This is a genomic window from Hydrogenophaga sp. T2 (assembly GCF_049843535.1).
Taxonomy (GTDB): Bacteria; Pseudomonadota; Gammaproteobacteria; order Burkholderiales; family Burkholderiaceae_C; genus Hydrogenophaga; species Hydrogenophaga crocea.
Map to the genome: position 1 here is coordinate 205,174 of NZ_JBBHZJ010000005.1, position 18,773 is coordinate 223,946.

The window sequence follows — 18,773 nt, forward strand, 5'->3', positions numbered from 1 at the left end:
GGTCGCGCGCAGCGCGGCGGGGGTGTCACCCCAGCTTGAAGGGCAGCTCGCGCAGCGGCTTGCCGGTGAGCCGGGCGATCGCGTTCGCGAAGGCCGGCGCCAGCGGCGGCAGGCCGGGCTCGCCCATGCCCGTGGGCGGGTCGGCGCTGGGCACGGTGTGCACCGCCACCTCGGGCATCTCGGTGATGCGCGCCACGCGGTAGTCGCCGAAGTTGCTCTGCTCGACCACGCCGTCCTTGAGGGTGATGGCCGCGCCGGGCAGGCACATGCCCAGGCCCATGAGCGCCGCGCCCTGCACCTGGGCTTCCACGGTGCGCGGGTTGACCACCAGGTTGCAGTGCACGCCGGCGGTGATCTTGTGCAGCACGGGCTCGCCGTCTTTCACCGAAGCCTCGACCACATAGGCCACCACCGAGTCGAAGCTCTCGTGCACCGCCACGCCCCAGGCGCGGCCCGCGGGCAGCGTGCGCTGGCGGTAGCCGCTCTTGTCCACCGCGAGCTGCAGCGCCGCGCGGTGGCGCGGGTGCGCGTCGCCGAACAGGGCCATGCGGTAGGCCACCGGGTCCTGCTGCGTCTCGCGCGCGATCTGGTCGATCAGCGTTTCCATGACGAAGGCCGTGTGGGTCGAGCCCACACTGCGCCACCACAGCACCGGCACGTTCACCTTGGGGTGGTGCACCGTGAGCCGCATGGGCAGCGGGTACGGCGCGCGCATGCCTTCGACCGCGGTCTGGTCGACGCCGTTCTTGACCATCATCTGTTCGAAGAAGGTGCCGCCGATGATGGACTGGCCCACGATCGTGTGGTCCCAGGCGAGCACGCGGCCGCGCTCGTCGAAGCCGATCTGCGCGCGGTGCACGTGCATGGGGCGGTAGTAGCCGCCCTTGATGTCGTCCTCGCGGCTCCACACGGTGCGCACCGGCGCCTTCAGGCCCGCGGCCTGCGCGGCCTTGGCGATGGCACAGGCCTCGACCACGTATTCGCTGCTCGGGATGGCGCGGCGGCCGAAGCCACCGCCGGCCGATTGCACGTTCACGCGCACCTGCTCGGGCTTCAGGCCCAGCACGCGCGCGGCCGCCATGCCGTCCAGGCCCGGCATCTGCGAGCCCACCCACAGCGTGGCGCCCTGCTCGCCGATCTCCACCGTGCAGTTGAGCGGCTCCATGGGCGCGTGCGCGAGGTAGGGGAAGACGAACTCGGCCTCGATGCGGCGCGGCGCGCTGGCCAGCGGCGCCATGTCGGCGTCGAAGTGCTTGGCGCCGGGCTGGCGCGCGAGCTCGCGGTACTGGGCGAGCTGGCGTTCGCTGTCGACCTTCTCCACCGCGTCGGTGGCCCAGTCGAGCTGCAGCGCGTCGCGCGCGGTCTTGGCGGGCCAGTAGCCGTCGGCGACCACGGCCACGCCTTCACCGCCGCGGTCCAGCGGCACGCGCAGCACGGCCTTCACGCCCTTGACGGCGCGCGCGGCGCTGTCGTTGACGCTGCGCAGCTTGGCACCGAACACGGGCGGGCGGGCGATCACCGCGGTGAGCTGGCCGGGGCGGCGCACGTCGATGCCGAAGTCCTGCCGGCCGCTGCTCTTGGCGCGCGCGTCCAGGCGCGTGGTGGGCTGGCCGATCAGTTTGAACTGTTTGGGGTCCTTGAGCGCGACCTTCTCGGGCACGGGCTGCTTCATCGCCTCGTCGGCGAGCGCGCCGTACGCGAGCTTGCGCCCGCCCGGGCCGATCACGTGGCCGGCCTCGGTGCGCAGGCGCGCCGCGTCGGTGTTCCAGCGCGCGGCCGCGGCCGACACCAGCATGGCGCGGGCGCGCGCGCCGAGCTCGCGGTACTGCGTGTAGCTGTGCTTGAGCGCGGTGGAGCCACCCGTGAGGTGCATGCCGAACAGCGGATCGGCATAGGCCATGTCGTTGGTGCCGAGCTGGCTGCGCACCTTGGACCAGTCGGCATCGAGTTCTTCGGCGAGCACCAGCGGCAGCGCGGTCTGCACGCCCTGGCCGAACTCGAGCCGGTTCACGGTGACGGTCACGGTGCCGTCGCGCGCGATCTGCACGAAGGCCGCGGGCTGCTGCGTGGGCTTGAGGCCTGCGGGCTCGGCGGGCTTGTCGGCCTGTGCGAACACGGTCTGCGGCGCGACGCCGAGCGCAAAGCCGCTGCCCAGCGCGAGCTTGAGGAAGCCGCGGCGCGGCAGTTCGGCCGCGCCGTCGGCGGCGGGGTGCTGGCGCGACACCAGGTGTTGCAGCGCGCGCGGCATCTCGGCGGAGAGGTGGGACAACATGCGGTGCTCCTTGCTCAGGCGATGGCGCGCGCGGCGTCGGCCACGGCGGCGCGGATGCGCGCGTAGGTGCCGCAGCGGCACACGTTGCCGGCCATGGCGGCGTCGATCTCTGGCGCGCTGGGCTGCTTGCCCTTGGGCAGCGACTTGAGGAAGGCGGTGGCGCTCATGATCTGGCCGCTCTGGCAGTAGCCGCACTGGGCCACGTCGTGCTTGACCCAGGCCGCGTGCACCGCCTTGCCGATCCGGTCGCTGCCGTCGGTGACGGCTTCGATGGTGGTGATGGGCTTGCCTTCGGCGGCCGAGACGGGGGTGATGCACGAACGCACGGCCTGGCCGTCGATGTGCACGGTGCAGGCGCCGCAGAGCGCCGCGCCGCAGCCGAACTTGGTGCCGGTCATGCCCAGCGTGTCGCGCAGGGCCCAGAGCACGGGGGTGCCGGGGTCCACGTCGAGCGCGTGGTCGCGGCCATTGACTTGCAATCGGGTCATGGGGGTCTCCCGGGAAAGGGGGGTGAACGAACATGCACGATCCGGCGGCGCACGCGCCACCGGGACCGCGAGAGTGTTCACCGCCGCTCCGGGCGGCCGTTAGCCCGATCCTGCGAATGCCTTGCCTGATCCTCCAGCGGGCGGGCTCATACGTAGCGCCAATCCAGCACCGCGTCGCGCGTGACCGCGAACGCCAGGCGCGCACCTTCGGGGGCCGCCAGCTGGGCATCGATGAAGGCCTGGCCGATGGCGGCACGGCACATCACGGCCTCGTCGGGCCAGCGGGGCAACGCCTCGGGCCAATCCTCACGCCAGCTGTCCACGTAACGCGGGTCGGCATGGGCGAACGCGCGCAGGGCATCGCCGTCGATGGCGTCGCGCTCGGCGAGCAGGCGCATCGCATCCAGGGCCAGGGCCTGCAGGGCGTCGGGGTCGGCCTCGCCGGTGCCGATCGCGGCGAGCGCCGCATCGTGCGCCGCCAGCGCCGCGCCGATGCACAGCGCGTTGGCGAGCCGCGCCGCATCGGCCTGCTGGTCGGCAGCCACCTTGTCGGCGTATCGCAGCGGCTGCTGGTGCGCGGCGCGGTCGGCCACGCGCCGGGCATGGCGGTCGATGCCCGCCAGGTGGTGGGCGGCGTCGAGCAGGTGGCGGGCCAGGCGTTGGTCCCAGGGCATGGATCGGGTGTAGCGGTGCATGGCAAATGGCGTGGGTGTCGCTGAACGGGGTAAGCCGTCTGGCCGGTCAGCGGGCATGAAATCTTCATCACACTGTGCTGGGTATGCGCCCAAGCACCGGGCGCCTCTGGGCCAGCAGGGGGACCATCCACAACGAGGGCTTCACCATGCACAGCAGCGGCCGTGTCCGATCCCTGTCTTCACCCACCCGGCTCACGCACGACAGCCATGTCGACGCATCGCCGCTGCGCGCAGACACGGCAGCGCAGACCTGGCGCGAAGCCCTGAACACGGCACGGGGCCGGCTCAACGAGGACCTGTTGCAGGCGCTGGACCGTTGTGCACACGGCGACCGGGGCGAACTGGACCTGAGCGAACACCGAGAGCCCATCGCGCGCGCCGGCGCGGACGGCACGCTGGAGCGCGTCCTGGCGGCCTGCACGGGGTTGCGCGCGGCCCGGGGGTACCCGCTGCAGACCCTGGTGCTGCCGGCGGGCCTGCGCCAGCTGCCCGGCTGGCTGCGGCATGTCGACACGGTCACCACGCTGCGGGTGCCGCACTACCGAGGCCGGCAGTTGGACGCCCGCGGCCTGCCGGGCCTGCGGTCGCTGGACCTGGGGGCGATGGTGCCGCGCGAGCTGGAACTGCTGCTGCCCAAGGAATGCGCATGGAGCGTGCAGCACCCCGACGGGCGAAAGCCCGCATCGACCGAGACCAGCGGTGCACAGCACCGGGCGGTTGGCTTGCGGTTTCGACCGCTGAACTTCAATGGGCTGGTGGCGCGGCAGGACAAAGCGGACGACCCCTATGTGTGCCGCCACCTGTCGATGGAGAAGGTGCGGCTCTGGGGCCGCCCCCGGTTCCTCGACGACGCGCCCGAAGACCCCATGGCCAGCATCACCGGCATCCAGCGCACGGTGACGCCCGACACGGAACAGCTCTGCGCCGACCTGGACGATCGGGCGCGACAAACGCACCTGGTGGACAGGACGCTGTGGCGGCCCTTCGTCGAAGAGCAGTTCCGGCAGATGGCCCTCGAAGGCAGGACCACGGTGGTGGCAATGTTCCAAACCGAGACCCATTCGATGGCCCTGCGCTTCGACGCCAGCGACCCGAACAATCCCGGCGTGGAGTGCTGGGACCCCAACTTCACCAACGTGAGCACCTTCAGCCGCACGCCGTTCGATTTCAACGCCCTGTTCTGGGACTTTGAACGGGTGCAGCCGCTGTACTTCCGCGAACAGAAGGGCTTTGGCGTGCCCCCGCTGGTCCGGGTCACGCCCATCGACGACCCTTTGTTTCCCGAGCACAGCGTGGTGCGCCGCGCAGCCGACCGCTCGGTATCGATGGCATTTGCGAACCTGCCCCACAGCTGGCATCCACACGTGGTGCAGACCCTGATCAAGCACGGGCTCGAGCCTCCCGGCCTGCAAGGACTGATCGGCTTCATCGAACACACCAAGCCCACCCCGGCGCAATGCCGCCATTTGCTGACCGCGGCCGACAGCCACCACTTTCCGGCGCTGAACATGGCGGCCGCACTGGGCCATGGTCAGGCCTTCGCGATGATGGAGCCCGTGCTGGAGCGGGCCTTCCAGCTCAAGCTGCTGACGGAGAAGGACGTGCTGGCCATCCTCGAAGCGCGCTCGACCCTCGGCACCGCGATGAACGAGGCCTTCCGCAAAGGTCACGCGGATGTGGTTGCCTCACTGGGTGGCACGGCCAAGCGCCTGTGGCACAAGGGCGCGTTGTCGCAGCGTTCGGTGTACCACCTCATGCGCGCGGCCAACCACGAGCGGGCGTCCACCATCGACCAGATCAAGGACCCGCGCGTTGCCAAGCGGCTTGAGCGCACGCTGAACAAGTTGCTTCGCGCCGGCGCGCTGACCCGGGAGGACCACAAGGATCTGGTCGAGGAGGTCCGCGGCGTCCGAAACGACATCCGCGACGAGGCCAAGGCCGCGCGCCGGGCCGCAAAGGCCAGGGCCCTGGGGCCGCACCCGGCTGCCCCACTCATCCGGGGGTGACCCGGCTCTCTGGCTCGCGCAGGGCGAAGCGGGCGGTGCCGTTCGCGATCCGCGGGGCCGTTGCCCGCGGCACGGGCCTGGGCGCATGCTGGCATACTGCCCGGTTCCCGCCAACAGGGGTCACAAGCCCCGCTGATCCGTTCCCGAGGAGTCAATACATGGATCGTCGTTCCGTCATCAAGAACGCTGGCTTGGCCGGCGTGCTCGCCACCGGCATCGCCCCCGCGGTGCATGCCCAGGCCGCCGTGCGCTGGCGCCTGGCCTCGAGCTTCCCCAAGTCGCTGCCGACCATCTTCGGCTCGGCCGAGAAGTTCTCCGAAACCGTCAAGGCCCTGTCGGGCGGCAAGTTCGAAGTCTCGGTGCACGCCGCCGGCGAAATCGTGCCGGCCTTCGGCGTGGTCGACGCGATCCAGGACAACACCATCGAGATGGCGCAGACCGCGCCCTACTACTTCACCGGCAAGGACTCGATCTTCGCCTTCGGCTGCGCCGTGCCCTTCGGCCTGACCGCGCGCCACATGGACGCCTGGATGGAGCACGGCAACGGCCGCAAGCTCATGGACGAGTTCTACGCCAAGTACAACATCGTCTCGATGAGCTCGGGCAACACCGGCACCCAGATGGGCGGCTGGTACCGCAAAGAGATCAAGACCGTGGCCGACCTCAAGGGCCTGAAGATGCGCATGGGCGGCGGCCTGTTCGGCGAGTCCATGGCCAAGCTGGGCGTGGTGGCGCAGAACATGCCCGCCGGCGAGGTGTACCAGGCGCTGGAAAAAGGCACGCTGGACGCCACCGAGTTCGTCGGCCCCTTCGACGACGAGCGCCTGGGCTTCAACAAGGTCGCGCCCTTCTACCACTACCCCGGCTGGTGGGAAGGCGGCGCCGAGCTCGAGTTCTTCATCAACAAGAAGGCCTTCGACGCGCTGTCGCCCGAGAACAAGGCCATCGTGCGTGCCGCGGGTGCCGTGGCCGCGCGCGACATGACCGCCAAGTACGACGCCCAGAACCCGCTGGCGCTCAAGCGCCTGGTGGCCTCGGGCACCAAGCTCATCGCCTTCCCCAAGGCCGTGATGGACGCCGGCTTCAAGACCGCGATGGAAGTGTTCGCCGAGCACGAGGCCAAGTCGCCCGAGTTCAAGAAGATCCACCAGGACATGCGCGCCTTCCAGCGCGACCAGATCCTGTGGAGCCGCTTCTCGGAATGGCGCTACGACAGCTACATCACGTCGGCCAAGATCTGAGCGATCACCGACCTGCCCCGAAAGGCCCGCCACGCGGGCCTTTTTTCATGCCCGCGCGCCGCTGCCGGCGCGGGCCATGCGGGTGCCGCGCCAGTACTGCGTGAACGAGGCGCAGGCGCGCGCCGGCTCGTCGAAGGCCGCGGCCACGGGCATGGCGCGCGCGCCGGCCAGCCAGGGCGCGGCGTGCGGATCGGCCCAGGCCGTGGCGCCCGCGGGCACCGGGCCTTCGCACCAGTGCGGCACGCCGGCGATCTGCTGCAGCCGATCGGCCGCGAAGCGCCAGCGCCGCTCGCTCCAGGGCCAGCGCGCGTGAAAGTCCGCGAAGAACACGCCCGCCGCGGGGCCACCCGGTGGCGCGCCGGCCAGCGACCAGGGATGCACCAGCGCGGCCGCGGGCGGCAGCGGCCCGGCCGCGGTGGCCAGGCCCGGGGGCGGGGTGCGGTGCAGCGCGGGCTCGTCCACCGGCTCGCCGCGGCCGCCGCCCACCTCGCGCGGGCGGCGCGCGAGCGCGTCGAGCGCTTCGTAGCTCAGGTCGATCGCGCTGCCCGCGCTGTGCCACTCGCGCGGCGCAAAACGCGCCACGTTGTCGGCGTTGAACAGGTAGGGCTTGTGGCTGCCGGTGCCGGCCACCCACTGCCAGCTCAGGTGGTTGCTCGCGAGGTCGCCGTCGAGCAGGTGGCCGTAGAGCCAGTCGGCGCCCGCGCGCCAGTGCACCTTGCGCAGGTGCACCACGTAGCTCGCGAGCCACAGGCGCGCGTGGTTGTGCAGGTAGCCGGTGGCGTAGAGCGTGCGCACCGCGCGGTCGATCGCGGGCACGCCGGTGGCGCCGCGGCGGATGTCCTCGGGCAGCGTGGGCGCGTAGGCGTCGTCGGGCAAGGGGCCGGCGTGCAGCGAGGCGAAGATGGCCTCGCCGCGGTGGCGCCACACGTGGTGGAAATAGGCGCGCCAGCCCAGCTCCTGCACCAGCTTGTGGGACTCGTCGAGGCCGTGGCGCTCGCGCAGCGCCTGCAGCACCTCGGCCAGCCCCAGCAGGCCGTGCGTGAGGTAGGGCGACAGGTGCGTGACCGCGCCTTCGAGGTGGTTGCGGCTGCGCGCATAGGCCTCGGGTTGCAGGGCCGCAAGGCGCGCGTGCGCGGCCTCGCGCGTGGGCTCGAAGGGCTGGGGCGCACTCATGCCACGCTCCCGGCGCGGACCGCGTCGGCGCGCGCCACGATGGCCTCGCGCTCGGCGGGGCCGATGCGCGCGAGGTTCTTCACCTGCAGCGCAAGCCGCGGGTGCGAGGCAAAGCGCGCCTCGTGGCGCAGCAGGAAGTCCCAGTAGAGCGTGGTGAACGGGCAGGCGCGCTCGCCCGTGCGCTGGCCCGGATCGAAGCGGCAGCCGCGGCAGTGGTCGCTCATGCGCTCGATGTAGCGGCCGGTGGCGATGTAGGGCTTGCTCGCGAGCAGGCCACCGTCGGCGTACTGGCTCATGCCCAGGGTGTTGGGCAGCTCCACCCACTCCACCGCGTCCACGTAGACGCTCAGGTACCAGGCGTGCACCTGCTGCGGCTGCACGCCGTAGAGCAGCGCGAACAGGCCCGTGACCATCAGGCGCTGGATGTGGTGCGCGTAGCCGTGGCGCAGGGTCTGGCCGATGGCGTCGGCCAGGCAGCGCATGGGTGTGTCGCCGGTCCAGAACCAGGCGGGCAGGTCGTGCGGCGCGGCCAGCGCGTTCTGCTCGGCGTAGTCGGGCATACGCAGCCAGTAGATGCCGCGCACGTACTCGCGCCAGCCCAGGATCTGGCGAATGAAGCCCTCGGCCGATTCGAGCGGCACGCGGCCCCCGCGCCACGCGGCCTCGGCCGCGGCGATCACCTCGCGCGGGTTCAGCAGCTTGAGGTTGAGCGCGGCGGCCAGGTGGGCGTGGTAGAGCCAGGGCTCGCCGGTCCACATGGCGTCCTGCCAGCGGCCGAAGTGCGGCAGGCGCTCGTCGATGAACACCTGCAAGGCCTGCAGCGCCTGCGCGCGGTTGACGGGCCAGCCGAAAGGGTCGGCCTGGCCCGGGTGGTCGGCGAAGCGCTGCTGCACCAGCGCGATCACCTCGCGCGTGATCGCATCGGGCTCGAAGCGTGTGGGCGGCGGCAGAAAGCCCGGGCCATTGGGGCCGAAGGCCTCGCGGTTGTCGGCGTCGTAGTTCCAGGCGCCGCCGCAGGGCTGGTCGCCGTCCATGAGCACGCCGTGCTCGCGCCGCATCTCGCGGTAGAAGAACTCCATGCGCAGCTGGCGCCGGCCGCGCGCGTGCGCGGCGAAGCGCGCGCTGCTGCACAGGAAATGGCGGTCTTCGGTGAGGTCCAGCGGCGTGTCGCCCGCGGCGGCCCGCAGCGCCTGCAGCACGCGCCAGTCGCCGGGCTGGGTGAGGCGCACGCGCGCGGGCCGCCAATGCGCGATGGCTTCGCGCAGTACGTCGGCCAGGCCGCCTTCGCGCAGGGTTTCGTAATGCAGCGGCAGGCCTTCGCCGCGCAGCGCCTGCGCGAAGTGGCGCATGGCGGCCAGGAACTGCACGGTGCGCTGCTGGCTGCTCCAGACGTGCGTGCTTTCTTCGGCGGCTTCGCACATCCACACGCGGTCGAGCGCGGGGTCGAAGCCGTCGAAGGCGCTGGCGTCGCGATTGAGCTGGTCGCCGAGCACGACCACCAGGTGTCGACAGGGTTGGGTCATGGTGAAGGGAGAGGTTTCAGGACGCGTTCTTGCGCGCGCGGCAGGCGTCGGAGCAATAGCGCACCGAGTCCCAGTTCTTGGCCCAGGCGCGGCGCCAGACCATGGGCCGGCCGCACACCGCGCAGGGCTTGCTCGGCAGGTCGCGCTTGTTGCCCTTGAAGCCTTTGCCGTCGTCGCGCGCGCTCACCGGAACAGCTCCTGCTGCAGGGGCGAGGCCTCGGCTTCGGCACGGCGGCGTGCGCGCGGCGCGCGCGCGCCCGAGGGCGGCAGGCCCGCCTTGCGCGAGCCGTGGCGCTGCTGCACCGCGTCGGCCTCGGCGCGCGCTTCGGGCGTGGCGCGCAGCGCGTACAGGCGCTCGCGCGCCAGGCGCAGCGCGGCGCGTTCGTCCACGATGGGCCGCGGGTAGGCGGGCGTGCCGAACTCGGGCACCCAGCGGCGGATGAACACGCCCTCGGGGTCGTGGTCCATGGCCTGCTTGGTGGGCGAGTAGATGCGCAGCGTGTTGATGCCCGTGGTGCCGCTCTGCATCTGCATCTGGCTCCAGTGGATGCCGGGCTCGTAGTCCAGGAACTGGCGCGCGAGGAACAGACCCGGCTCGCGCCAGTGCAGCCACAGGTGGTAGGCCGCGAAGCTCACCAGCATGGCGCGCATGCGGAAGTTGAGCCAGCCGGTGGCGCGCAGGCTGCGCATGCAGGCGTCGACCATGGGAAAGCCGGAGCGGCCCTCGCACCAGGCCTCGAAGCGCTCGCGGTCGAAGGCGTCTTCGCGCAGGCCGTCGCACACGCGCGCGAAATTGCGGTGTTCGATCGCGGGCTCGTCTTCGAGCTTCTGCATGAAGTGGCAGTGCCAGCGCAGGCGGCCCGCGAAGCCGCGCAGCGCGTGGGCCAGCGTGCGGTCGGGCGTGTTCGCGATGGTGGCCTCGGTGGCCTGGTGCACATGGCGCATCGAGACGGTGCCGAAGGCCAGGTGCGGACTCAGGCGGCTGCAACCCTCGGCCGCGCTCAGCGGGCTCGAGAGCGCGCGCCGGTAAACGCGGCCGCGGCCGGCCAGGAAGCCGTCGAGCAGGTCCAGGGCCGCGCGTTCACCGGCCGCGGGCAAGGGCCGCGCGGGTGGCAGGCCGAGCGAGGCCAGCGTGGGTCCGTCGGGGGTGTCGATGCGCGCGCCCGCAAAGCCCTCGGGCATGGCCACCTCGGGCGCGTCCATGCGCGCGTGCCAGCGCGCGGCCCAGCCCTTGCGGTCGCGCAGGCGGCGCACCACGCCGGTCTGCGGCGACTCGGTCCACACCACGCCCTGCGCGCGGCACCACGCGGCCACGGCGCGGTCGCGCGCATAGCTCCAGCCCTCGCCGGTTTCTTCGTGGCTCAGCAGATGGCGGTACGGGTACTCGCGCCGCAGCTGCGCCAGCACGTCCACAGCCGGGCCCACGCGCACCAGCAGCGGCAGCCCGCGCGCGCCGAGCGTGGCGCGCAGCTCGGCCAGGCAGGCCAGCGCAAAGGCCAGGTGCTGCGGGTCGAAGCCCGGGCTGGCCAGCCACTCGGGTTCGACGATGTAGAGCGCGAGCGCCTGCTCGTGCAGGGCCGCGGTGGCCAGCGGCGCGTGGTCGTGCCAACGCAGGTCGCGCTTGAGCCAGACCAGGGCGCTCATGGGGACGCGGGTTCAGGTGCCCAGCAGCGCGGGGTTGGCGCGCCACACCGTCCAGGTGAGCGCGGTGGCGAAGCTCACCCAGGCCCAATAGGGCAGCAGCAACAGCGCGGCGCCGCGGTGGCGGGTGAAGAACGCGGCCACGGTGGCGGCGATGAGCAGCCACAACAGCACCACGTCGGCAAAGGCCCAGTAGCCCAGGCGCCAGCCGAAGAACAGCCAGCTCCAGAGCGCGTTGGCCACGAGCTGCACCCCGTAGAGGCCGAGCGCCCAGCGCGCGCCCTGCCAGCCGTGGCGGCGCCAGACCAGCCAGGCGGCCACGGCCATCGACAGGTAGAGCACGGTCCAGACCGGCCCGAACACGCTGCCGGGCGGCGCCCACGGGGGCTGCGTGAGCGCGGCGTAGAAGGTGCGGGCGTCGGCGGACGCCCAGGCGCCGAGGGCGGCGGCGATGGCGGTGAACGCGATGAAGGCCATCAGGCCGGTGGTCGGGGATCGGCTGGGCATGGGGGCATGCTAGCCCGAAACGATCAAAACGTGACCGGTCAGTCACAAAGTTGAGCAAAAGCCCGGGCGCGGTTGCAGATGTGCGCGAAGAGAAAAGTGTGCGGGGGGACTTCAACGCACACAAAACCGCCATCACTGGACGCAGCACGCGCATACGCGGCCATGCCGGTGTCAATCGGATCATTTTTACTCCCCGATCGAATCTGTCTTCTTGATCATCAATCCGCCGAAGCCCTCGTCCACCACGTTGTGGCTCACGCTTGAGATGCCGTTGACGTCGCGACTTTCGTGTAAAGCGCATGGCAAGTTCCAACCTCCGACTTCTCGATCCCCTTCGCAGAAAAGGCTAGAGATCAACTATTGCTGCACCGAAGGCTTCGCCGGACTCATCAGCAAGATAGACATTCCCAGCCACCTTCGGAGCGATGAATCCATAGCCGATCACCACGACGGAGGGATCCAACTGCCCGAGCTTGGCGATGAGCTGATCCAAGCCAAAGATTCGCTTCCCGGTACGGGTCGAATTCACTAGTCTCGCCGTTAGGGTCGGCAAGAGGTCTCTAACCTCTTCACGGGTGGGCGCTCCATCGACCAAGCGAGTTTCTGTATCTTGCAGAAGGGCTTCGGCCTTTGATGCGCATTCTTGCTCGAGCACCGATTGCACCTTCTGGAGCAACTCAGCAGTGGTCACACTCATTTAAGTACCTCGACACCGGTTCGAACCCCACGCAATAGAACTTCGGACTCACCCCACACATCGGGTGACCACTCCCATGACCAACCGGCACCTCGGGACGGGGCTCCTTGCGGAACTCGCAATACAACACCGCCAGGACCGTTCTTAGCGGCGTGGGTCGCCGCAATCGCGCGATCGCGCGTCCATGAAGTCATGGAACTGTTCGCTGCTTGTCCTCCAAGGTTATGTGCTTCTGCCGACACCGTTCCGTTCACGTTTCCCGGCACAACACGTCCACGCTTAGCGGCGCCAAGCGCTGGATGACCGGCGTGAACACCTCTGTAGAGGTAGCTCGTTTCCTTCGCCGCCCGCAATTGCTGCAGCTTGGCAAGATAGCTCCCTGCCCCTCCAGTAAGCGCGCCAATGCCCGCAGACACTCCCACCTGCTTCCAGTTCACACACCCGAAGTGCCCGCCGTTCGCAGCGAGTTGCAGCGCAACGTCCGTCAAGGCACCCCAGCCCGCCGCTGCCAGCATGGGCACGAAGAAGAACTCACCGCGCGGGTCGATGTTGCTTACTGGATCGCCGCCCACATAGGCGTAGGTATTGATGCCCCCGTCGAGCCCGATGGGGTCGGACTGCATGTACCGCCCCAGGCGGGCGTTGTAGTCCCGGTGCCAGTTCTGCAGCAGCCCGCTCTCGGCATCGAAGACCTGCCCGGGGAAGCGCGGGTGGTACGTGAACACGCCCAGGCCCGATGGGTTCTCATCCGCGGGCGTGCCCCCGAAGGCCTCTGCCGTGTCCCACCGCCACACGATGGTGTGATCCTGGCGCGTGATCAGGCGCGCCGTGGCGATGTGGTCCGCATGCAGGTTGTACAGCTGCACGCTCAGGTCCGCGTTGGCCGCACTGCCCGCTTGCTTGAGCACCCCCACCGGGTAGCCGTTGAGGTAGATCGTCTCGTACAGCGGCACCCCATTGACGTCGTACTCACCCAGCAAGCGCCCGGCCTCGTCGTAGACGTAGTGCGCCTTGCCCGTGGGCACCAGCCCACCACTCTTGCTCGCGCGCTGCTCCAGCCCGTTGTACAGGTACGTTGTCGTGCCCCCCGCGTTGGTGACGCTGGCCAGGCGCCCGCGGTCGCTGTAGGTGAGCGTCTGCGCTCCCTGCGCGGTGATGTTGCCCACCGCGTCGTGGCTCACGCTGAGCGTTCCGTTGACATCACTGCTCTGCGTGAGCCGGTTGCTGTTGGCTGCAATCGTGTTGGCGTAGCTGTTGCCGCCAATGGTCTTGCTCGTGCGATTGCCCGTGGCGTCGTAGCTGTACTGCGTGCTCGAGCCACCCAGGCTGGCGCTCAGGAGCCGGTTCAGTTTGTCGTAACTGAAGCCTTGCTCGAGCGCCGTCTGTGCCGTGGCGTTGTTGGTGTGGCTGTAGCCCGTGATGCGCCCGCCCGCATCTCGCGTGAGCGTTCTCATCACCCCCGCTTTGTTGCCCGTACCCTGCGGGTCACCCAGGCTGTAGCCGCTGATGAGCCCGTAGGCGTTGTAGGCGATGCTGCGCGCCTTGCCATCGCTCCAGAGCCAGCCCGCGAGATTGCGATCGGCGTTGTAGGCGACGGCGCTGAGCAGGGCCAGACTGGCGCCGCTGGTGCCCACCCCGTTGGCGTTGACCGGGCTCACGCTGATCGCGCTCACATCCCCGTGGCTGTCGTAGGCGTAGTTGACGCGGCTGCCGCTGGGGTAGGTGATGCTGGTGAGCTTGTCCAGCGCGCTGCCCGCATCACCCCAGCCGTAGACCACAGTGAAGCTCTTGGCACCGATCACCGTGGTCTTGGCGGTGATTCGCCCCAGCGCGTCGTGCGTGTAGCTCGTGCTGCCCGACTCATCGGTGATCTTGGTGAGCTCACCCAGCGCCGCCGCCGTGGGGCTGGCTCCTCCGTCGTATTCGAAGACGGTGCCCACCCCCGTGGGGTAGCTGACGGTCTTGAGCCGCTCCAGGCTGTCGTAGGTGTACGTGGTGGTCTTGCCGCGCGCATCGGTGCGCGTGAGCACGTTGCCCTTGGCGTCGCGGGTGAAGCTGCTGGTGCCTGTGTCCGGGCTCACCAGGCTCACCACGTCGCCCAGGCCGTTGCGGCTGTAGCTGGTGGCCAGGCCTCGCGGGTCCGTCACCTGGGTGAGGTGATCACCCCCGTTGTGCTGCAGGTCGATGACGGTGGGCGTCGTTGTGCCTTCGTTGGGCGGCTGCTGGCTTTGCTGGGGGCGCCCCAGGCTGTCGTAGATGATGTGGCTGCTGTGGGCATTGGGGTTCACCACCGTGTGCAGCCGCCCCATCGCGTCGTAGCCATACTGCCAGGTCATCGCAGGCGGCGGCGTCTGCGCAGCAGCGCTGGTGCTCAGTGCGGCCAGGGCGCTCAAGGCCAGCAAGGCCGGGGTGTACTTCTTCCTCTTCTTGCTCATCTCTGTCCTCCCTGTTGATCTCACTGCGCTGCACCCGTGATCTGTTGCAGCCGGTTCAAGGGGTCGAAGCTGCGGCTGATGCTGCGCCTCAGAACACCTCCCGGGTCCTTCACCTCCTCACCCACCCGGTTACCCATGTTGTCCAGCGTGTAGCTCACCGTGTTGCCCCGCTCGTCGCTCACCCCCACCAACCTCTGCGCTGCGTCGTAGACGTAGCTCAGCGTCGTCCCGTCGGGCTGGCTCACGCTTGTGAGCTGGCCCGCGTTGTCGTAGCTGTAAGTGGTGGTACGCGCCGCGCCCCCAGGTGGAGTGCTCGACACGCTGCTCAACCACCCGCGCGGCGTGTACGTGATATCGCTCACCACACCCTTCGGATCAATCATCTGCCGCACTCGACCGGCCCTGTCGTACTTCGTGTACCGCGTCACGTGACCCGCCGCGTTCGTCACGCTCGCCAGGTCTCCCTTGCTGTGGCCCACGTCGTTCGGACTGTACTGTGGTGCATGAGCGGGGAACTCAGCCGTGGGCGGGGTGAAGCTTTCGGTGTAGCGTGCCTTGCCTCGCGTGATGCGGAACTCGTCGATGTAGCCATTCAAGCTTCGGTTAGTTCCAGATTGACTTGCAGATTGACCTCCGATTGAGCGGGTGTTTGAGGATTTCACATACAAGGGCGTGCTTTTGCCAAGCGTTGTAGTGATCGTGTATTTCACTCCATTGACAAATGTGAAGACTGACCCTCCTGATCTCACAACAGCCAAGTGATACCACTGACCGTTCGCGAGGGTGGCGACTGCGGGCTCCGAATACTCCCAAGCGGAACCTGACGTAGAGAGGTACACCCCCAAGTCACCATTTCCGTAGACCAATATTGCGGGGCTATCAATAGAGTCTCCGTTTCCGTTCCACAGTCGGCTCGCGTTTGAATTGTTAGCGACCTTGTAGACAAACATCTCAACAGTGAAGTCCCCTGTCGACAGAGAATTTGTCGCGTCATGGGGCACGGTGATGTAGTCGCCAATACCGTTAAAGGTAATCGACGTGCCACCGAACACACTCTGCGCATTACTGATACTGGTGTTGCCGAATACTCCAATCGGAGTCTGCCTGGAGCTGCCGTCTAATACTGCTCTCGACCCTGGTAGCCCATTACCCTTGAGCAATAGCGTGACCTTGTCGAAGTCGTCGTCGATCGGGTCTCCTGCCGGACTGATGTAGCTGGTGCTGGCGTGGTAGCTGTAGCCCATGACCTGACTCCTCGAGTCGGTGTGACTGCGCAGTCGACCATCGACGTCGTAGCTCATCGTCTGGATCTGCGCGGCTATCGCGGCATCAACCGACCCCGCTCCATCCAGCGCTTGCTCCACGCGCTTACACACCAATGGCAGCGTTTTGCCGTGGCTCATGAGCGGCGCGGCCGAGCAGCTGGCGATCGCATTGCCCGCCGTCGGATCGGGCTGGCCCTGGTAGACCGTGCGCGTCATGCGCCCGGGCTGCGTCACCTTGGTCGGCAGATTCCAATCCGGGTGCCACTCATAGTCCGTTCGCCGGGCCCCACCTGGCAGCGTCGAGCCCGTGGGCAGCACGCTGGCGCAGCTCACGCTCGTGGCTAGCCCATCGACGCGCGTCGTCATCCTGTTCAGGCTGTCGTACGCCATGCAGCTGCGCTCACCGCTGAAGTTGTCTTCAACGATGGTGTTGCCCACGCTGTCATAGCCCTTGTGGCTGCTGGCCGCCGCACAGCCCGAGCCCGCCGGCTGGCTACTGGAAGTCACGTGCGCCACGCCATCGATGAGCGCTGCGCCGACATCGCCTAGCTGCCCATTCGGACCCGTCACCTGCGTACCTTGCGGCGCCACCGCCGCCTGGCGGCGGATGCTGTAGCCCGTGGTGGGATCGCTCTGCATCTGCGTGCTCACCCCGGGCGGTGTGCCGTAGCTCACCTCGTAGCGGTTGACCCCACCAGCGCGCTCGGTGCTGGTGGCGCGGCCGGCGCCGTCGTAGGTGAAGGTGGACAGGCGCGTACCGCGCTCATCCACGACACCGGTGAGGGCGTGGGCGAAGCTGCCGTTCTCGTACAGGAAGGTCTTGATCTGGGTGTCGGGCCACTCGATGGTGGCAAGCAGACCGTTGGCGTCGTAGCTCAGTTTGAGTTCGCGGGTGCTGGGGTCGGTCACGCGAACGAGTCGCCCGTTGGCGTTGTATGCGAAGCGCATGACGCGCGTGTTCTGGTCCGTCACTTCCAACAGGTAGCCCGCCCCGGGTGCGTCGGCCGAGGTGGCCGTGCTGTAGGCAAACGTCAGCTGGCTGCCATCAATACCTTCATAGCGAGTGATCTTGCCGGCACTGTTGTAGGTCTCGACGAAGCCGTCTCGGTTCACAACACGATATAGACCGCCGGCGTAGCTCAGGGAGTAGCTCGAGCCGGCATCGGCCACGTAGATCTTGCTTACCTGGTCGTAGCGGAAGTTGGTGGCGTGACCATCTCCTCGGTGCAGCTGAATGCTCAAACCCTTGCCCGGGAAGTGGAGTTGGCGGTGCAGGCTGGACTGCCAGTGCCCGCCGACGATGGGCGAGGCGCCCAGTGTGCTGACCGCGCGGGCCGCTGCCACGGCTTGGATCGCTAGATCGCTGCTGTAGGAGAGTGCCAGCTCCTGCCCGCCCACACCCATACCGCTAAGCTCACGATGCAGCTTCGCGCCTGTCGTCACCCGAATTGGGTTCCCAACCACGCCCTCCGCCTCACAACGCTGATCGCCGGGCTTGAGAGCAGCCATCTCCTCTTCCACGAAGCCGCTGTTCGCGTAGCAGATGCTGTCTTGAGGCGAACGCGTCTCTCCAGCAGGACACGCCGGCGCAGCAACACATGCGGTTTGATTCCCATTCTCTACGTAGCCGCCATCGCATCGGCACAGGGGTCCCACCGCAAAGCTGTTGGCGGGACATACACCGGCAACTTGACGGGTGTAGAGGGAGGTATACGCATACCCGGCACAAGGATTTGATTCAGGAGCTTGTCTGCAGTATCCATTACTGGCGCACCAGTTCATCAATATCGGCGGGTTGTACTGTGTTCCCCCGTACTGACAGGCTTGCTGCTGAGTTGGGAACTCTGGTCCACCCCAGTGATACCAGCGGTAGGTAATACAGCTGCCCCCGCTGCAGGTGTGACCTTCAAGGTTTGGAGAGAAATCCGCCCACGCAGAGAAGGCACATCCAAGCAGCAGGACCAACGCACAGAACAGTCGTTTGGCCTCTACGTCGGGTTGCCACATGGGCCCCGCAAGCGTCCACGCATTTGACAACGCGTGTGCAGCCTTTCTCAATGTCCGCTTCACACTGGCCCACAGACCCAAGCTCTCTTTGTTCCAAATTTCATTCACTTTTTGTTCCCACCCTGTATCGCCCATCATTCTTTAAATCACTGCGCTGCGCCCGTGATCTGCTGCAGCCGGTTCAAGGCATCGAAGCTGCGGCTTATGCTGCGCCGCAGGCCCCCTCCCGGATCCTTCACCTCCTCCGCCACCCGTCTGCCCGCGCCGTCCAGCGTGTAGCTCACCGTGTTGCCCCTCTCTTCATTTTTCGTTTCCACCCTGAAGTCGATCATCTTCTTGTACGCCCAGCTGCACCTTGATTCGCACCAGTCACTTTATGAAGGCTCAAGGTACACGGACCCTGAACTCCCATTCACGGTAGGCTCCACGCCGCTCAAAATCGCGATAGTCGTTTGAGAACCCAACCTCCTTGATTGGCTTGAGCGTCGATCGGCTCCGAATCCCAACCACACCGTTGTTCTCTACGATGAGTTCCCAATCAACCTGACCTGTCATCGGATCGGGATAGGCTTGGCGCAGGTGGTGTACCGGGCTGGGAAATCGAGTGTCGTTGAGCAGATCCTCGATGCTGCGAGGCCAAGCACGCGAGCCGCCTGCAGGAAATACTCCGCGGTAGGAGCTGATTGCTCGTCGATACTGATCGCCGACAAAAAGCAACTGCTTCTCCCTCTCCCGCTGAGTATGGGTTTGTTGGATCGCCACAAGACTGCTCGCTGCCAGCGTGGCGACTAGGATGAACAACAGGGCCCCCATCAAGACCACC

The 18,773-nt window shown here is 68.0% G+C and carries 15 protein-coding genes; 2 read left to right on the top strand and 13 right to left on the bottom strand.

Annotation, left to right across the window (positions count from 1 at the left end; genetic code table 11):
• Window positions 1–25: 25 nt before the first annotated feature.
• The 3 genes from WDZ95_RS13755 to WDZ95_RS13765 form a co-directional block, all read right to left on the bottom strand.
• Window positions 26–2,272, bottom strand: coding sequence for a molybdopterin cofactor-binding domain-containing protein (locus WDZ95_RS13755; protein ID WP_425779251.1), 2,247 nt, complete (start codon window positions 2,270–2,272; stop codon window positions 26–28).
• A gap of 14 nt (window positions 2,273–2,286) precedes the next feature.
• Complete coding sequence (locus tag WDZ95_RS13760) at window positions 2,287–2,760, bottom strand: (2Fe-2S)-binding protein (RefSeq protein WP_166228511.1); 474 nt, start codon at window positions 2,758–2,760, stop codon at window positions 2,287–2,289.
• A gap of 146 nt (window positions 2,761–2,906) precedes the next feature.
• On the bottom strand, window positions 2,907–3,434 hold the full coding sequence (locus WDZ95_RS13765; protein ID WP_166228513.1) for a hypothetical protein: 528 nt from the start codon (window positions 3,432–3,434) through the stop codon (window positions 2,907–2,909).
• 167 nt (window positions 3,435–3,601) lie between these two features.
• Here WDZ95_RS13765 and WDZ95_RS13770 point away from each other — a divergent pair, with 167 nt between their 5' ends.
• Both WDZ95_RS13770 and WDZ95_RS13775 read left to right on the top strand, forming a co-directional pair.
• Window positions 3,602–5,461: a hypothetical protein gene (locus WDZ95_RS13770; protein ID WP_425779254.1), complete on the top strand. Its 1,860-nt coding sequence runs from the start codon at window positions 3,602–3,604 to the stop codon at window positions 5,459–5,461.
• A 158-nt stretch (window positions 5,462–5,619) separates the two neighbouring features.
• Window positions 5,620–6,702: a TRAP transporter substrate-binding protein gene (locus tag WDZ95_RS13775; RefSeq protein ID WP_166228517.1), complete on the top strand. Its 1,083-nt coding sequence runs from the start codon at window positions 5,620–5,622 to the stop codon at window positions 6,700–6,702.
• 45 nt (window positions 6,703–6,747) lie between these two features.
• Here WDZ95_RS13775 and WDZ95_RS13780 read toward each other — a convergent pair whose 3' ends face one another.
• From WDZ95_RS13780 to WDZ95_RS13825, 10 genes are all read right to left on the bottom strand, one after another.
• Complete coding sequence (locus WDZ95_RS13780; protein ID WP_425779256.1) at window positions 6,748–7,875, bottom strand: FAD-binding domain-containing protein; 1,128 nt, start codon at window positions 7,873–7,875, stop codon at window positions 6,748–6,750.
• On the bottom strand, window positions 7,872–9,398 hold the full coding sequence (locus tag WDZ95_RS13785) for a cryptochrome/photolyase family protein (protein ID WP_425779258.1): 1,527 nt from the start codon (window positions 9,396–9,398) through the stop codon (window positions 7,872–7,874). Before WDZ95_RS13785 ends, WDZ95_RS13780 begins: the two co-directional genes overlap by 4 nt.
• A 16-nt stretch (window positions 9,399–9,414) precedes the next feature.
• Window positions 9,415–9,585: a DUF2256 domain-containing protein gene (locus WDZ95_RS13790; protein ID WP_166228523.1), complete on the bottom strand. Its 171-nt coding sequence runs from the start codon at window positions 9,583–9,585 to the stop codon at window positions 9,415–9,417.
• Window positions 9,582–11,042: an FAD-binding domain-containing protein gene (locus WDZ95_RS13795; protein WP_425779260.1), complete on the bottom strand. Its 1,461-nt coding sequence runs from the start codon at window positions 11,040–11,042 to the stop codon at window positions 9,582–9,584. The genes WDZ95_RS13790 and WDZ95_RS13795 overlap by 4 nt, the downstream gene beginning before the upstream one ends.
• A 12-nt stretch (window positions 11,043–11,054) precedes the next feature.
• Entirely contained in the window at window positions 11,055–11,546 is a 492-nt protein-coding gene (locus tag WDZ95_RS13800; RefSeq protein ID WP_425779262.1) for a TspO/MBR family protein, read from the bottom strand.
• Window positions 11,547–11,892: 346 nt separating this feature from the next.
• Window positions 11,893–12,243 carry a hypothetical protein gene (locus WDZ95_RS13805; RefSeq protein WP_425779264.1) on the bottom strand — a complete coding sequence of 117 codons (351 nt, stop codon included), beginning with the start codon at window positions 12,241–12,243 and terminating at the stop codon, window positions 11,893–11,895.
• The gene (locus WDZ95_RS13810) at window positions 12,240–14,678 is read right to left on the bottom strand and encodes an RHS repeat-associated core domain-containing protein (protein ID WP_425779266.1); all 2,439 of its coding nucleotides are present in this window, start codon (window positions 14,676–14,678) and stop codon (window positions 12,240–12,242) included. Before WDZ95_RS13810 ends, WDZ95_RS13805 begins: the two co-directional genes overlap by 4 nt.
• A gap of 20 nt (window positions 14,679–14,698) precedes the next feature.
• Window positions 14,699–17,452, bottom strand: coding sequence for a LamG-like jellyroll fold domain-containing protein (locus WDZ95_RS13815; RefSeq protein ID WP_425779268.1), 2,754 nt, complete (start codon window positions 17,450–17,452; stop codon window positions 14,699–14,701).
• Window positions 17,453–18,096: 644 nt separating this feature from the next.
• Window positions 18,097–18,234, bottom strand: a complete 138-nt coding sequence (locus tag WDZ95_RS13820; protein WP_425779270.1) for a hypothetical protein — start codon at window positions 18,232–18,234, stop codon at window positions 18,097–18,099.
• A gap of 100 nt (window positions 18,235–18,334) precedes the next feature.
• On the bottom strand, window positions 18,335–18,751 hold the full coding sequence (locus WDZ95_RS13825) for a type II secretion system protein (RefSeq protein ID WP_425779272.1): 417 nt from the start codon (window positions 18,749–18,751) through the stop codon (window positions 18,335–18,337).
• Window positions 18,752–18,773 lie beyond the last annotated feature (22 nt).